The sequence below is a fragment of the Flavobacterium sp. 103 genome (assembly GCF_003096795.1).
Classification (GTDB): Bacteria; Bacteroidota; Bacteroidia; order Flavobacteriales; family Flavobacteriaceae; genus Flavobacterium.
Genome location: NZ_QENX01000001.1, coordinates 1,315,816 through 1,332,145, shown reverse-complemented (window position 1 = coordinate 1,332,145; position 16,330 = coordinate 1,315,816). Strand labels below are relative to the sequence as shown.

Below are 16,330 nucleotides of genomic sequence, written 5' to 3'. Positions count from 1 at the left end.
AAATAAGTATTAATTATCAATTATCATTTTTATGAGCATACCAGCAAATTTAAAGTACACAAAAGATCACGAATGGGTTAGTCTTGAAGGAGATGTTGCTACAGTGGGAATCACTCATTTTGCACAAAAGGAATTAGGAGATATTGTATATGTTGAAGTTGAAACATTGGATCAAACTTTAGATAAAGATGAAGTTTTTGGAACAGTTGAAGCTGTAAAAACAGTATCTGATTTGTTTCTTCCTTTGTCTGGGGAAATCATCGCATTCAATGATGCTTTAGAAAGTAATCCAGAAAGTGTAAATGCAGATCCTTATGGTGCTGGATGGATGATCAAAGTGAAAATTTCGAATCCGTCAGAAGTTGAAGAGTTACTTTCAAGTGAGGCGTATAAAGAACTTATAGGTGCCTAAATACTTTTTGTTCTTGGTTGCTTTAATATGGACTGGGATAGTGAGTTATTTTTGTTTGGTTAACTCAAATGAAATTCCTGTCATAAATATTCCAAATCTGGACAAGTGCATTCATACTTTCTTTCATTTAGTGTTTACTTTTGTTTGGTTTTTGTTTTTTCGAAAACAGCTTCAAAGTGATAATGCAATTAAGCCTTTGATGTACTCTTTTGTTTTTTCTTTTGTTTTTGGAATAGCAATTGAAATGTTGCAACAATCAATCACGACAACTAGACATGCCGATATTTTGGACGTAGTTGCCAATAGTATTGGAGCAATATTGGCTGTTTTTACAGTTTTAATTTGTAATAAATTCAATATTTTAAATTCAATATTAAAAAAATAATACCCACTTCGGTGGGTTTTTTTATTTTGTATGAAATACCATTGAGGTCGTTTCATTCGAATGATGTAATTTTGCTTAGTTTAACTTCTTAAAATCTAAAGATGAACATTAAGGATTATTTGGATTCTACCTATTTAAAAACCAATATTCAAGCTGGTTTGAGCGAAAGTGAAAACATAGTTGTAGCTCAGGGTTTTATTCAGGAAGCTATAGACGAGGGTTTTAAATTGATAATGATACGTCCTGATAGAGTTACTTTGGCAAAGGAAATGATAGTTGCTGCACAGTCCAAAGTATTGGTTGGGACGGTGATAGACTTTCCGGAAGGGAAATCTTCTTTGGATAAAAAATTAGATGAGGCTTTTGAATGTATTCAAAATGGTGCCGATGATTTGGATTTTGTCTGTAATTATGAAGCTTTCAAAGCTGGAGACATAGATTTGGTTAAAGAAGAAATTCTAGAAGGTACTCAGCTAGGATTGAAACATAATAAAACAGTAAAATGGATTATTGAAGTGGCAGCTTTAAATGAATTGCAGATTGCACAATTGTCCGCATTGATTAAAAATGTGGTGATTTCTAATTTTAGCGAGGAATCGTTTAGTTCTGTTTTTGTGAAATCATCGACAGGTTTTTATAAAACAGAAAATGATTTACCTAATGGCGCTACTGTTTCTTCTATCAAAATAATGCTTGAAAATGCATCGCCACTTCCTGTCAAAGCGGCTGGTGGAGTAAGAACGTATGAAGAAGCCATGCAGATGATTGAGCTTGGTGTAAAACGTATTGGAACTTCGGGGGCGAAAGCGATTGCAAATGGAGAAGAGTCTTCTTCTCAATATTGATTAGACATATTATTCAAATGATAAAAAACTATTTTTCTTTTCTTCTATTTCTTGGTGCATTAGCTGTAAATGCGCAAACTCCAGCTTCGAGTAAGTTGGAATCTTCTGATGAGCGCTTTCCTGTTTTTTCAAATTGTCAAAATTTGCAAGGACAAGATTTGAAAAATTGCTTCTATAATGAAGTTCAGCAACACGTATATCATAATTTCAAAGTGCCCGAAAAGTTGCAACAGAATAATTATAAAGGACTTGTTAAAGTGCTTTTTGAAGTTGATGTGACAGGTAAATTTAAAGTGCTGTACATAAATTCGAATAATGAAGAGCTTATTGCCGAAACTAAAAGGGTCTTTGCTGGTTTTCCTAAAATTGACCCGCCTACATATGCTGGAAATCCAACTTACTCCAAGTTTAATATAAGTATAGATATTCCGTTGTTATCTCCTGAAGAGATTGCGGCAACGCTATTGGCAAAAAAAGAAAATATTAACGTAAACGAAGGCTTAACAGAATTGGATAGTATTGTTTACAAACGTTTTGATAATCCCCAATTTTCTAGTCATCTAAGTATTCCATTTTCACATAGTTATTATGCTCAGTTTGACGGTGAAATAAATCAGGTTGGGAGTAATAATCACACAGCTTCAAAGCCATACTCTTATGCCGAAGTTGAAAAATATTATAATTTTCAAAAAGTCAATGCCAGTCTTATGAAAAATAAGTCAGGATGGTGGGGACGAAAAGTATGGAATGAAAATTTAGCAGAAATTAAGGGTGAAGGATATTGGTTTGCCTTAAATTTTTTGTTTAATGTTCAAGGTGGAATTTCCAATCCAAGCAAGACAGATTATACATTTGTGAATACAAGGGCACTTAATTTTAAAGGTGGCCTTGGGAATCATTTGAATTTCACAACCACTTTTTATGAAAGCCAAGGTCGTTTTGCCGATTATTACAATGCTTATGCTAATTCGATAAAGCCATCTGGGGGGAATCCAGCAATTGTGCCGGGAATTGGTATTGCAAAATCGTATAATTCGGATGCTTATGATTTTCCTTTGGCTGATGCTAATATTTCCTATAATGCTGCAAAATTTTTGGATTTGCAATTAGGATATGGAAAAAATTTTATTGGAGACGGTTACCGTTCCTTATTCTTGAGTGATGGAGTAAGTCCATATCCTTTTTTTAAGATAGATGCCAATTTTTGGAAAATTAAATATACCGTAAATTATATGTGGTTAAAGGACGTTCGTCCTGAAGTTACCGCTGATAGAACGTATGCTTCCAAATATATGGTGAATCACTATTTGAGTTGGAATGTTTCGAATCGATTGAATTTAGGTTTTTTTGAATCGGCTATTTGGACAAATACTAATGGAAGAGGTTTTGATGCAAATTTTATAAACCCAATCGTGTTTTATAGAGCAGTTGAGTTTTCGTCTTCATCCAGAAGTGGGAATGCTGTTTTGGGATTGAGCTATAAGTACAAATGGAACAATCAGGTAAATTTGTATGGGCAATTTCTTATTGATGAATTTTCTACTAGTGATATAGCAGCCGGCGATAATAGCTGGAAAAATAAATTGGGATATCAATTGGGAGCCAAATATTTCAATGCATTTCATGTAGATAATTTGGTGTTGCAATTGGAGTTTAATCATGTTCGGCCTTATGTTTACTCACATAGTGATCCGATTACCAATTATGGGCATAACAACCAAAGTTTAGGGCATCAATGGGGAGGAAATTTCCAGGAGTTGGTTTTGTTAGGCTATTATCATAAAGATAGATTTTATTCAAATGCTAAGTTTACTATAGGAACGCGAGGACTTGATTTTGATACGGCTGATAATACTTTTAATTATGGTCAAAACATATATAAAGACTACGATGAAAGCAGACCTTATGACAAAGGGGTGAAAGTAGGACAGGGAAATAAAACAAGTCTTTTTATCACAGAAGTTCAGGTGGGTTATTTGGTTAATCCTGCTACTAATTTGAAGTTTTTTGGTAATTTTTTATATCGAAATTTTGATCCTACAACCAATACTGCAGCAGTATTTAAAGAACAAACTACTTGGTTTACTGTTGGTTTTAGGTCAGATGTGTTTAATTGGTATTTTGATTATTAATAGATTTAGAAGGTATTTTTTTTAGGATTAATTTAAAATTGGAAAAATGAGAAAACACATAATGACTTTTCTTTTAGTGATCACATGTCTTAGTTTACAAGCTCAAAAAAGTAAAAACTTTTCCGTATTGGCCTATTATACAGGTGATGATAAGCAGATAAATGATTTTGAAGTTGAAAAATTAACTCATATAATATATAGTTTTTGTCATCTTAAAGATGGAAAACTAAATGTTGATAATGCCAATGATTCTATCACAATTAAGCATTTAGTTTCATTAAAAACCAAATATCCTAAGCTGAAAATAATGTTGTCTCTAGGCGGTTGGGGTGGTTGTGAAAACTGTTCGAGTGCTTTTTCAACTGCTTCAGGGAGGGCTGTTTTCGCTAAATCTGTAAAAGAAGTTAATGACTATTTTAAAACCGACGGGTTGGATTTGGATTGGGAATATCCTACGATTAAAGGGTTTCCGGATCATTTATATCAACCGGCTGATAGAAAGAATTTCACGGAGTTGGTAAAAGTTTTAAGGACTGAATTAGGAAATGCTAACGAATTAAGTTTTGCGGCAGGAGGTTTTCAGAAATATTTGGACGAATCTGTAGAGTGGGAATTGGTAATGCCACTAGTGGATCGTGTAAATATTATGAGTTATGACTTAGTGAATGGATATTCAAAAGTTACAGGCCATCATACCCCGCTTTTTAGTACCAATAAAGATGAGGAATCTACAGATAGAGCAGTCGAATATTTGTTGAAGTTGGGTATTCCGTCTCATAAAATAGTTATTGGCTCGGCTTTTTACACACGAACATGGAAAGATGTAGAGAATATTAACAATGGATTATATCAGCCGGGAATCCATACTGGAGGCGTGAGTTTTAATAATTTTAAAGACGAATTGACTGAAGAGAAAGGGTGGAAGTATTTTTGGGATAAAAAAGCAAATGCTCCATATTGGTACAATCAGAAAGAAAAAATGTTTGCAACAAGTGATGATATTGCATCTGTAAAAGCGAAAACTTCTTATGTTATAAAAAAGAAACTTGGAGGGATTATGTTTTGGGAACTTGGTTTGGACACAACCAGAAATGGTATGGTAAACGCTATTTATGAATTAAAAACTAAAAAATAGTTTTTGTTTGATACTGTCTAAGCAATAAGTTTTTAATTCTATAGTAATACTGTTTTGAAATAATGTTTTTCTTTGAAGAGCTTAATTAAACAGTAAAAACCGACTAATGCAATAACTAATTTTTCAAATTTCAATTTCATAGACCATTTTTGAATCTAATTTGTATATTTGCACCAGTTTTCAAAAAATATACCAATTTCATCTGCATTGAATACAACACCTAATTCCATTTCGTTCAAGTCTATTTATGTTGATTTTAAAGCAATTACAAAGGCGGGTTTAGCTATTAGTGTTGTTTTTTCTTCAATCGCTGGTTATGTATTAGGATTTGATTCTACACATTCTTTTAGCTGGTTGGTTTTGTTAAAACTCGCAATAGGAGGATATTGTATGGTTGGTGCTTCCAATGCGTACAATCAAGTTATAGAGAAAGATTTGGATGCTTTGATGGATCGTACAAAGAATCGTCCTGTTGCTTCTGGAAGAATGTCTCCTAGTTTGGCTTTGATCGTAGCAAGTTTGCTTACTGTTGTGGGTGTGGCTTTACTTTATACGATAAATCCAAAAACAGCCATGTTTGGCGCTATCTCAATTTTCTTATATACCAGTATTTATACACCACTTAAAACAGTAACTTCGCTGTCGGTTTTTGTGGGTGCTTTTCCGGGTGCAATTCCTTTTATGTTAGGATGGGTTGCGGCAACGGGAGAGTTTGGTATTGAAGCGGGAACTTTGTTTTTGATTCAATTTTTCTGGCAATTTCCTCATTTTTGGGCGATTGGTTGGTTTTTGTATGAAGATTATGAAAAAGCAGGTTTCTTTATGTTGCCAACAGGTAAGAAAGATAAAGGGACTTCGTTGCAAATTATATTGTATACCATCTGGTTGATTATTGCGTCTCTTTTGCCTGCATTAGGGTACACCGGGCGTTTATTTATTACACCAGTTGCATCTGTTTTAGTATTATGTCTTGGTCTTTGGATGTTGTTTTATGCGGTTCGTCTGTATAAAATAAAAACTGCAAAAGCTGCAAGAACGTTAATGCTGGTAAGTGTTTCTTATATAACGTTATTACAATTAGTGTATATTTTGGATAAATTTTTAAGATAATTATGGAAATGACAATGACAGCCGAAGATTATAAATTAAGAACGGCAAGATCTTATAAATTGATTTTATTGTTCGCTATGGTGAGCATGACAATGATGTTTGCGGGTCTAACGAGTGCGTATGTAGTGAGTCAATCACGAGCAGATTGGTTGAAAGATTTTCAATTGCCATCCGCTTTTTATTTTAGTACCATTGCTATTTTGGGATGTAGTGTTACTTTTCATTTGGCCAAAAAAGCGATTCAAAAAGACAATCGTAGCAAGACTACTTCATTACTTTTGGCAACATTAGCTTTGGGGATTTCATTCATAGTATTGCAATTTGTTGGATTTGGACAAATAGTTGCGAATGGCCATTATTTCACTGGAAATGCTAGTTCTATAACTACAACATTCTTGTATGTAATAGTGGTGGTTCATTTGATTCACCTTGCTGGAGGTATGATATCATTATTAATTATTATTTATAATCATTTTAAACAAAAATATAATTCAACCCAAACTCTTGGAATAGAACTAGGTGCAATGTATTGGCACTTTCTTGACTTCTTGTGGGTTTATTTATTTTTATTTTTATATTTCTTTAAATAAGAAAAAAACGTAAATTTGGAAACTTTTTAACGAATAACTTTTATGGAAGCGACAGTTACTACTGCAAATAGTGAAAAAACTTGGGGAGGCGGCAATGAGCCAATGGGAGCAAGTTATGGTAAATTAATGATGTGGTTTTTTATCGTATCAGATGCCTTAACGTTCTCTGGATTTTTAGCAGCTTACGGGTTTTCTAGATTTAAATTTATTGAAACATGGCCATTAGCCGATGAGGTGTTTACACACTTTCCATTTTTACACGGTGTATCTGCTCCGATGTACTATGTGGCGTTGATGACTTTTATCTTGATTTTTTCGTCTGTAACAATGGTTTTGGCCGTTGATGCTGGACACCAAATGAAAAAGGATAAAGTAGCCCTTTATATGTTTCTTACAATCATTGGAGGTTTAATCTTCGTTGGTTCTCAAGCTTGGGAATGGAAAAATTTTATCAAAGGAGAATATGGTGCTATTGAAACAACAGGAGGTAGCTTGCTGCAGTTTGTTGACAAGGAAGGTCATCGTGTTGCTTTGGAAGATTTTGCTGCAAAATTACCAGTAGAAAGAGAACAATTAACAAGAGCTAAAGGAAAATGGTTCATGGATGAAGCAGCTATTCCTACTTATACAGTGGCAGAAGTTCAAGCTGGATTCAAAACTCATCCTGATGTTTTGGTAAGAATCGAAACTTTAAACAAAAACAAAGAAAAAATTGTCCTTTCTAGAGAAGAATCTCTAGTGCGTTTAGGTCAAGCTAAGATGGTTATTGAAGGAGCCAATCTAACTCATAATGAATACGGAAGTAAGCTTTTTGCTGATTTCTTCTTCTTTATTACAGGTTTCCACGGATTTCACGTTTTCTCAGGTATAGTAATCAATATCATTATCTTTTTTAATGTTCTTTTGGGTACTTACGAGAAAAGAGGAAGTTACGAAATGGTTGAGAAAGTGGGGTTGTACTGGCACTTTGTTGATTTAGTTTGGGTATTTGTTTTCACATTCTTCTATTTAGTTTAATTTTAGATTTATCATTATGTCACACGCACATGTTTCTAATACAAAAAGAATTTGGACTGTTTTTGGTCTATTGTCTTTAATCACAACTGTTGAGGTTGCTTTTGGTATCATCAGACCAGATGCATTATATATGCATACTTTTTTAACAATGAGTTTGTTAAACTGGTTGTTTATCATACTAACATTAGTTAAGGCATATTATATTGTATGGGCATTTATGCACATGGAAGGAGAAAAAAAGTCATTGAGAAATGCAGTTGTTTTTCCATTAATATTCTTAGTTTGTTATTTGCTTTTTATTTTATTGACAGAGGGAGACTATGTATTTGAGGTTTTTAAAAATTCTACCATTAAATGGAATTTTTAACAAGATATTAATTCAATGAAAAAGGTATCCGTCTCGACGGATGCCTTTTTTTATTTTAATACAATAAATTTTATAAAGTTCTAATGAAAAAAAATATTGTTCTTTTTGTATTATTTATATTGCCTATAGTTGCTTATTTATTTTTTGCGTCTGGAGTTAATAGTTTTACAAAATTGCCTGTTATTACTCCAAAGATTCCTGATCTTGGAGAATGGAAATCCCTAAATGGTGAAAAAGTAAGTTTGGACAATAAGATTACAATACTTGGTTTTTCTGGTACTGAAATTCTTAAAAATAGAGGGAATTATTTCAATTTAAATGAAAAAATTTACCAACGTTATCATGATTTTAAAGATCTGCAATTTGTTGTTGTTGCTCCTTTGGGAACCGAAAAAGATGTTAAAGCTGTAGTTGATGCTTTAGGCGCTTTTACCGATGTAAGCCAATGGCATTTTGTGTTTGCAAATCCAGAAGAAATCAAGTCTTATTTTGGTCAACTAAAATTAAAAGGGAATCTGGATCCTGATTTTGGTACTCCCGATGTTTATATAGTTGATAAAGAAAGAAACTTGAGAGGTAGGAAAGAAAAGAAAGGCTACAAAGAAGGGTACAGTACATTCCATCCAGCAGAATTAAGTAATGAAATGCTAGATGATTTCAAGGTTATTCTTTATGAATACCGTGCCGCTTTAAAAAAGAATCATAATGCAACAAAACAATTATAAAAGATGCTTAAAAATAAATCATATATAGGAATTTCTTTTGTGATACTTGTTTTTGGAATATATGCTGTTCCAAAAATTGTAGATAGAATGCAGAATAATAGTGTGGTTCAAGGTGATCGTTTGGACAAAGTAAGCGGTTCTAAAGCTGTAGATGCGAAGTTGGTTAAAGTTGGGCCTGCGCCAAAGTTTGAACTGACAAATCAAGATAATGTGAAAATTTCTAATGATTTTTATAAAGGGAAAGTGTATGTTTTAGAATTTTTCTTTGCAACATGTCCTTCCATTTGTCCTAAAATGAACGCCAATATGGTGACGCTTCAAAATGAGTTTTTTGGGAATCCTAATTTTGGGATTGTCTCGATAACTATTGATCCAGTCCATGATACACCGTCTGTTTTAAAAGAGCACGCAAAAATATTGGGGGTGAAATCCTCCAATTGGAATTTCCTGACGGGTGACCATGATTATATCTACAATTTGTCCAACAAAGGATTTAATATTTATGTTGGTGAGAACAGTAAAGCGAAAGGTGGTTTTGAACATTCGGGACTTTTTGCTTTGATAGATAAAAATGGAAATATCAGATGTAGAAAAGACGATTACGGTAATCCGATTTTATATTATGATGGATTGGAGAAAAAGGGAATTAGAGATATTCAGCAGGATATTCAAGTTTTGCTCAAAGAATAAAGAAGAAAGAACCAAGAATAAAGATTAAAAAAAAAATAGCATAATAATAAAGAATGGAAAATAATACTATAGAACAAAAATATAATAAATGGATTGTGTTGCTGTCAATTGCAATTCCTCTTGCAGTGGCAGTTCTTTTTAAAGTGAAGTTAAAAGATTTTGGATTTGATGTAACGCCTCTATCGTTTTTACCGCCTATTTATGCTACTATAAATGGAATAACTGCAGTATTGTTGGTTGCTGCAGTATTGGCTATTAAAAGCGGTAATCGAAAGCGTCATGAGTTGCTAATGAAGATGGCTATAGGGTGCTCGGTTGCTTTTCTTGTCATGTATGTTGCCTATCACATGACGGCAGAATCAACAAAATATGGTGGAGAAGGAGTTTTAAAATATGTCTATTTCTTTATTTTGATTACCCATATTTTTTTATCGATTGCCATAATACCGTTGGTTTTGATAACTTACGTTCGTGCCTTGGCCAGTAAATTCGATAAACATAAAAAAATTGCCAAAATCACTTTTCCAATTTGGCTTTATGTTGCGGTAACGGGAGTGATTGTATATTTAATGATTTCGCCTTATTATGTTTAGTAGAGAAAATAAAAAAGAGGGAATGACAAAAAGAAGAATTGGATTAAAAGTATATTTCTATATTTTATGTTCTTTATTCTTTTCGCTTTCTTCATATTCGCAATGTGCAATGTGTCGAGCAGCTTTGTCTGGTGACGAAAACAAAGCCAAAGCGGCGGCTGTAAATGACGGAATCGTTTATCTTATGGTGATTCCTTATGTGCTTGTTGGCGCGCTTGGTTATTATGTTTACCGAATGAAAAAGAAGAAACGGTAGGATCGAATATCAATTGCAAAATTCAATTGCAATTCCAGTAAAAAAGAGCTGTCTCGAATAATGTTTTCGAGACTGCTTTTTTTATAAACTGCTGGCTAAATACTGAAACCTGCTTACTTTATTTCAGTCCGTCAATGGCAACGTTTATGTTTCCATTTACTTTTATAAAAGCAATCATTGCTTGATTGGTCAGCTCTATTTTTTGAAATTGAATGTCTTCCATTTTTCCGTTAATGAAAACGCCAGGCATAGGAGAGTAGTTTTTTAGATAAGTCATCATGCTTTGTTTGGCTTCATCCAAATTTTGCTTGATAGAATAACGACAACTTTCTTGTATCTTTCTCAAAATAATCCCTTGGGCCAACCAGTTTGCTGTACGCATTAATTTGCTTTTGGTGTCTAATACATAATCCAATTTGTCAAAATATATTTCTTTGGTTGTGTCATTATATTGCGGAATTCCAGTCAAATAAATTGTTCCGTTTACAGAGCCTAAAAGATCCAAAGCAATTACCAATTTTCCTTCTTTGTGCCAAATAGCCACATTTTGAACTTTTACTTTTTTGCTCCCGGATCCAAATTCTTGTCCAACAAAATTAGTAGTCATTAATTTGGAAGCTTCTTGATAAGTAGAGACGGCAGCAATATTGGCAGAAATTTGTTCTGGAATCTTTTCAACTGCTTTCAGTACAATTTTGTTCGCTTCAAATTTTGATTCAGGCTTTTTTCCAATCGAAGTTTCCATATTACATTTCATTCCCATATTGAGTAGAAAGGAATCATTTTTTAATTTGGCATTGGTTGAATATGCTTCAATTGGAACAATTCTGAGCCAGCTTTTATAGGTTTCACTCATCTCAAGAGGAGTGCATATTTTGGATAGCGCCTCCATTACATTAGGTTTGAAATCCATAGAATCTTCGATGGCTGTATCAATACTTTTTTCGATTTTTGATTTGAAAAGACTTACGGCAGGATTGATGAGATACGTTACAGGCATATTTTTTCCAAAAACTGTCATTGTTGGACTTTCTACCCAATCCAATGATTTTAATGTTGTTTTTGAACTTAGTCTCCAATTGTTCAGACTTACGCTGCTCAACAAAGTGACTACTCCATTTAAATTAAACTCTTGTGTTTTGTATAAATCAACCCCCATGGTTTTTGTCCCGATTCTATATTTTGCCCAAATTTTTAAGGGTAAAACGGTTTTGATTTTTTCGCCTTCTTTTCCATGGTCATTGACAATAGTTATTGGGGCTTGTTTCCAAACTTTTATTTCGATATTGTCGTCTTCGATGTTGTTGTCTTCATAGATTAAACCATTCAATAAGGCGTTGGTCTGGTTTTCAATATCTTTTAGTTTAATACTGACAGGCAGATTTATATACGAAGGTGTATTTGTATAAGTCAGTGGTACGGCATCGTCCGGTTCGGGTTTTAAGGCTTCTATTTTTTGGGAAGTTGATGAGCAACTTGTTGTTAACGCTAATGTAGATAAGGAAATAATTAGAATCGAAAGTGATTTTAGCATTTGTTTGGTGTTTTGAGCGCAAATTTAACAAAACAAATATATTTTTTGGTTAAGGGTGTAACATTTTAGTGAGATATAAGTCTTATGTTTTAAATTGGCCATCGGAGTATTCACTTTTCATGTTGCTATTTTTTTAGAAGATAAATACTATTGCTTAAAACAAACGAAATCATGATTGAAATTAAAGACTTACATAAATCATACAAAATGGGACATTCCGAATTGCATGTGCTAAAAGGAATTAATTTCAATATAAAAGAAGGTGAATTGGTCGCCATCATGGGTTCGTCTGGATCAGGAAAATCTACGTTGCTTAATATTCTGGGAATTCTTGATGAAGCAGATTCCGGGCTTTATACTTTGGACAATGTGCCAATTAAAAAATTAAATGAAACTATCGCTTCTAAATACCGAAACCAATTTCTTGGTTTTGTTTTTCAATCTTTTAACTTGATTAATTACAAAAGTGCATTGGATAATGTAGCTCTGCCTTTGTATTATCAGGGTATGAAGAGAAAAGAGCGCAATGAGATTGCAATGAGATATTTAGAGAAAGTAGGTTTGGCTTCTCATTCACATCATTTACCAAATGAACTTTCTGGAGGTCAAAAGCAACGTGTGGCTATTGCTAGAGCTTTGGCATCCAATCCAAAAGTATTATTGGCAGATGAGCCTACAGGAGCATTAGATACACTGACTTCATATGAAGTAATGGAGTTGATTCAAGGGATTAATGACGAAGGAAAAACTATTTTGATAGTAACACACGAACCGGATATTGCCGCTATGTGCAAAAGAAATGTAGTCCTGAAAGACGGATTGATCATTGACGATAAAATGGTAGAACAAGTTAGAGCTTCTTCTTATGTTTAATATAGAACGTTGGCAGGAAATATTTGAGGCGATTGCCAAAAATAAATTGAGAACCTTTCTCACTGGAGTTTCTGTGGCTTCGGGTATCTTTATTTTGGTGATTCTTCTTGGTGTTGGAAAAGGTTTGCAAAACGGAATCGAAAAACAATTTGAACGCGATGCGGCTGGTGTAATTGAGGTTTGGTCGGGTGCGACAACTAAAGCGTATAAAGGAATGAATCCTGGAAGGCAAATACAATTTAGAAATAGTGATTTTGATCTTGGAGTACAAAAATACGGAGACCAATTGGATAAAAATGGGGCTACTGCTACTGGCTGGGGAATTACCGTAAGTTATGGAAAGGAATCAGGAAATTATCAATACAGAGGTGTTAATACCGACGGTATGGAAATAGAAAATGTATCAGTTATAAAAGGCAGATATATTAATGCAAATGATTTGAAATACAATGTAAAAGCAGCTGTGATTGGTCAAAAAGTCAAATTAGACCTGTTTAAAGAAAAAAATCCTATAGGCGAACAAATTACCGTAGCGAATATCAATTTTAAAGTAGTTGGCGTGTTTACTGATCCAGGTGGGGAGAGAGAAGAAAGTAGAGTATTTGTGCCTTTAACTACAGCACAGCAGGTTTTTGGATTAGGAGATAAAATAAGTTATATGGCTTATACTTTGAAAAAGAAAGACACTTATGAAGAAGCTGTAGCCGAGTCTGAAAAATTCAAAAATGATTATGGAAAATTGTTGAGAAGTAAAAATGGTGCTGCTCCTGATGATGAAAGCGCTGTTGGAATTTTTAATTCTGTCAAAGAAGCCAAAAAGTTTTATGATTTGAATCTTTATATTCGATTGTTTTTTTGGTGGGTTGGAATCTGTACCATTATTGCCGGCGTTGTTGGAGTTAGTAATATTATGCTGATTATTGTAAAAGAACGAACCAAGGAAATTGGGATTCGAAAAGCGCTTGGGGCTTCTCCGATTTCAATTATTATAATGATTTTGCACGAGTCTATCTTTATTACCACTATTTCTGGTTTTATTGGATTATTGACTGGATTGGCACTTTTGGAATTAATTGGTCCTCATGCGCAAAGTGAATATTTTGTGAATCCACAAGTAGATTTTACAGTAGCGATATCAACCTTAATTGTTTTGGTAGTTGCAGGAGCTTTGGCAGGATTTGTTCCGGCTTATCGAGCGGCCAAAATTAGACCTATTGTAGCACTTAGAGACGAATAATTATGTTTGATAGAGAAAATTGGAACGAAATTTTAGAAGCGCTAACTGCCAATACCTTCCGAACGCTACTTACGGCTTTTGGAGTGTTTTGGGGAATATTTATTTTGGTAATATTATTGGCTGCTTCAAATGGATTAGAAAATGGTGTAAAAAAAGGATTTGACGGTATTGCTACAAACACTATGTTTGTTTGGACACAAACTACATCAAAGGCTTATAAAGGGTTACCTAAAACCCGAAGATATGATTTTAGAAATAGCGATGTTGATGCTTTAAAACAAAAATTTCCTGACTTGTTATACGTTTCTCCCCGCAATCAATTGGGTGATTTTAATGGGGTTAGTAATGTAGTTAGAGGTACAAAAACAGGTGCTTATACTATTTATGGTGATTATCCAGAATTGGTGAAACAAGAGCAAATGGACATTGTTAAAGGTCGTTTTGTAAATCAACAAGATATATTGGCAAGGCGCAAAGTTGCCATAATAGGTAATGGTGTTATCAATGAATTGTACATGAATGCCGAAGAAGTCATAGGTACTTACATCAAAATAAATGGTATCAATTTTATGGTGGTGGGTGTTTATAAGTCCAAGGGGAATAATAATGGAAATGCTGAAGGGGCTCAAAAAAATATTTTCATTCCTTTTACCACTTTTCAGCAAGCCTTTAATTTTGGGGATAAAGTAGGTTGGATGGCACTTACGGCAAATGATAATGCATCAATAACTGAGCTTAGACCTGCGATTCTGGCATTGATTCGAGAGAGACATTCTATTCATCCTGATGATGAAAGAGCTGTTGGTAATTTTGACTTGTTTGCTGAATTTCAAAAAGTACAGGACTTATTTATGGTTCTTAAATTCATCGCTTATTTTGTTGGAACTTTAGTACTGTTATCTGGTATTATTGGGATTTCAAATATTATGCTCATCGTTGTAAAAGAACGAACCAATGAAATAGGAATCCGAAGAGCTTTAGGTGCAACACCCGGGGCCATTAGATCCCAAATATTATTGGAAGCAATTTTTCTAACCATTATAGCAGGTATGTTTGGTATTGCCGTAGCAACCGGATTACTGGCTATACTGAATATGATTTTGGCAACAATGCCCACAGATGGAATGATGTTTATTAATCCAAGTGTTGATTTAACAGTAGTGTTTTTAGCCTTATTAATTTTAGTGGGGTCAGGATTATTGGCTGGATTTATTCCGGCACAAACAGCCATAAATGTCAAACCAGTAGATGCTCTACGAACAGAATAAAAACAATCAAAAAACAATAATAATCGAATAAAATTTATAAAATGAAAAAAGGAGTAACCATAACCGTATTGATTTTAATAGCAATAGTTTTCTTTGGAGCTTTATATTATTTGTACGCAAAAAACCAACAATCACCTATTGTTTTTGAAACAGATAAAGTGGAAGTGAAAACAATTGTTAAAAGCACCCTTGCAACTGGGAATATTGTGCCTGACGAAGAAGTATTGATCAAGCCTAATATTTCTGGGATCATTGAAGAGGTGTATATCAAAGCTGGGGAACCTGTAAAAGCTGGAGATATGATTGCCAAAATCAAAGTGGTTGCCAATGTTTCTAATTTGAGTAATTCGCAAAATCAAGTGAAAACAGCAAAAATTACATTGGATAACCAAGAAAAATTATATCAAAGACAAAAAACCTTATTTGATAAAGGAGTGATTTCGGCCAATGATTTTGATGCTGCTCAGTTAGCCTACAATCAAGCTAAACAAAATTATATTGCGTCCATTCAAGGATTTGATATCGTAAAAACGGGTACTACTTCTGGATTAGGAAATTATGCTAATACCTTGATTCGTTCTACTGTAAATGGAATGGTGTTGGATGTTCCGGTAAAAGTGGGTAACCAGGTAATTGAAAGTAACAATTTTAATGAAGGAACTACTATTGCAAGTGTTGCTGATGTCGGGAGAATGATTTTTGTTGGTAAAGTAGATGAATCTGAAGTAGGGAAAATAAAATTAAATATGCCTATTGAAATTACTGTTGGAGCCATTGAAAATAAAAAATTCACTGCTGTTTTGACCGATATAGCACCGAAAGGAAAAACAGAAAACGGAGCGATTCAATTTGAAATTAAAGCGAAATTAACCAATAGAGACAATACTTTTATTAGAGCAGGTTTGAGTGCTAACGCTTCTATCATTCTGGAAAAAGCGGAAAAAGTTCAGGCTTTAAAAGAATCGTTGGTTCAATTTGATAAGAAAACTTTAAAACCGTATGTAGAGATTCAAACGGGGCCACAAAAGTTTGAAAGAAAAGATATAACATTGGGTGTTAGTGACGGAATTTATGTAGAAGTGAAAAGCGGTATTAAAGCTTCGGATAAAATAAAAGTTTGGAACCAAGGTTTAATAACTGAGGATGCAAAACCAAAATAAG

18 protein-coding genes are annotated in these 16,330 nt (G+C 33.7%); 17 read left to right on the top strand and 1 reads right to left on the bottom strand.

Features of this window, described 5'->3' with window-relative positions:
* Positions 1 to 31 precede the first annotated feature (31 nt).
* From gcvH to C8C85_RS05500, 13 genes are all read left to right on the top strand, one after another.
* Positions 32 to 412, top strand: coding sequence for a glycine cleavage system protein GcvH (gene gcvH, locus C8C85_RS05560; protein WP_111409784.1), 381 nt, complete (start codon positions 32 to 34; stop codon positions 410 to 412).
* Positions 405 to 797: a VanZ family protein gene (locus C8C85_RS05555; protein ID WP_116796187.1), complete on the top strand. Its 393-nt coding sequence runs from the start codon at positions 405 to 407 to the stop codon at positions 795 to 797. The genes gcvH and C8C85_RS05555 overlap by 8 nt, the downstream gene beginning before the upstream one ends.
* Positions 798 to 898: 101 nt before the next feature.
* Positions 899 to 1,642: a deoxyribose-phosphate aldolase gene (deoC, locus tag C8C85_RS05550; protein WP_116796186.1), complete on the top strand. Its 744-nt coding sequence runs from the start codon at positions 899 to 901 to the stop codon at positions 1,640 to 1,642.
* A gap of 17 nt (positions 1,643 to 1,659) precedes the next feature.
* A complete protein-coding gene (locus C8C85_RS05545; protein WP_116796185.1) occupies positions 1,660 to 3,774 on the top strand; it encodes a gliding motility protein RemB in 2,115 nt (704 codons plus the stop codon).
* A gap of 46 nt (positions 3,775 to 3,820) precedes the next feature.
* Entirely contained in the window at positions 3,821 to 4,909 is a 1,089-nt protein-coding gene (locus C8C85_RS05540; RefSeq protein WP_116796184.1) for a glycoside hydrolase family 18 protein, read from the top strand.
* 195 nt (positions 4,910 to 5,104) lie between these two features.
* The gene (gene cyoE, locus C8C85_RS05535; protein WP_116798386.1) at positions 5,105 to 6,019 is read left to right on the top strand and encodes a heme o synthase; all 915 of its coding nucleotides are present in this window, start codon (positions 5,105 to 5,107) and stop codon (positions 6,017 to 6,019) included.
* 2 nt (positions 6,020 to 6,021) lie between these two features.
* The gene (locus C8C85_RS05530) at positions 6,022 to 6,609 is read left to right on the top strand and encodes a heme-copper oxidase subunit III (protein WP_116796183.1); all 588 of its coding nucleotides are present in this window, start codon (positions 6,022 to 6,024) and stop codon (positions 6,607 to 6,609) included.
* 42 nt (positions 6,610 to 6,651) lie between these two features.
* A complete protein-coding gene (locus tag C8C85_RS05525) occupies positions 6,652 to 7,626 on the top strand; it encodes a cytochrome c oxidase subunit 3 (RefSeq protein ID WP_116796182.1) in 975 nt (324 codons plus the stop codon).
* A gap of 16 nt (positions 7,627 to 7,642) precedes the next feature.
* On the top strand, positions 7,643 to 7,993 hold the full coding sequence (locus C8C85_RS05520) for a cytochrome C oxidase subunit IV family protein (protein ID WP_116796181.1): 351 nt from the start codon (positions 7,643 to 7,645) through the stop codon (positions 7,991 to 7,993).
* Between the two features lie 83 nt (positions 7,994 to 8,076).
* Positions 8,077 to 8,718, top strand: a complete 642-nt coding sequence (locus C8C85_RS05515; RefSeq protein WP_116796180.1) for a hypothetical protein — start codon at positions 8,077 to 8,079, stop codon at positions 8,716 to 8,718.
* Positions 8,719 to 8,721: 3 nt separating this feature from the next.
* Complete coding sequence (locus C8C85_RS05510) at positions 8,722 to 9,408, top strand: SCO family protein (protein WP_116796179.1); 687 nt, start codon at positions 8,722 to 8,724, stop codon at positions 9,406 to 9,408.
* Between the two features lie 53 nt (positions 9,409 to 9,461).
* Entirely contained in the window at positions 9,462 to 10,001 is a 540-nt protein-coding gene (locus tag C8C85_RS05505; RefSeq protein WP_116796178.1) for a DUF420 domain-containing protein, read from the top strand.
* Positions 10,002 to 10,023: 22 nt separating this feature from the next.
* Entirely contained in the window at positions 10,024 to 10,257 is a 234-nt protein-coding gene (locus C8C85_RS05500; RefSeq protein WP_116798385.1) for a hypothetical protein, read from the top strand.
* Positions 10,258 to 10,375: 118 nt separating this feature from the next.
* On the opposite strand, the gene C8C85_RS05495 is transcribed toward C8C85_RS05500, so the two are convergent.
* A complete protein-coding gene (locus tag C8C85_RS05495; RefSeq protein ID WP_116796177.1) occupies positions 10,376 to 11,791 on the bottom strand; it encodes a DUF4403 family protein in 1,416 nt (471 codons plus the stop codon).
* A 171-nt stretch (positions 11,792 to 11,962) separates the two neighbouring features.
* On the opposite strand from C8C85_RS05495, the gene C8C85_RS05490 reads away from it, so the two are divergent.
* The 4 genes from C8C85_RS05490 to C8C85_RS05475 are packed head-to-tail and all read left to right on the top strand — an operon-like array spanning position 11,963 to position 16,329.
* The gene (locus C8C85_RS05490; RefSeq protein WP_116796176.1) at positions 11,963 to 12,664 is read left to right on the top strand and encodes an ABC transporter ATP-binding protein; all 702 of its coding nucleotides are present in this window, start codon (positions 11,963 to 11,965) and stop codon (positions 12,662 to 12,664) included.
* Entirely contained in the window at positions 12,657 to 13,901 is a 1,245-nt protein-coding gene (locus C8C85_RS05485) for an ABC transporter permease (RefSeq protein WP_116796175.1), read from the top strand. The genes C8C85_RS05490 and C8C85_RS05485 overlap by 8 nt, the downstream gene beginning before the upstream one ends.
* Before the next feature lie 2 nt (positions 13,902 to 13,903).
* Positions 13,904 to 15,169, top strand: a complete 1,266-nt coding sequence (locus C8C85_RS05480; RefSeq protein ID WP_116796174.1) for an ABC transporter permease — start codon at positions 13,904 to 13,906, stop codon at positions 15,167 to 15,169.
* 41 nt (positions 15,170 to 15,210) lie between these two features.
* Positions 15,211 to 16,329 carry an efflux RND transporter periplasmic adaptor subunit gene (locus C8C85_RS05475; RefSeq protein ID WP_116796173.1) on the top strand — a complete coding sequence of 373 codons (1,119 nt, stop codon included), beginning with the start codon at positions 15,211 to 15,213 and terminating at the stop codon, positions 16,327 to 16,329.
* Position 16,330: the final 1 nt, after the last annotated feature.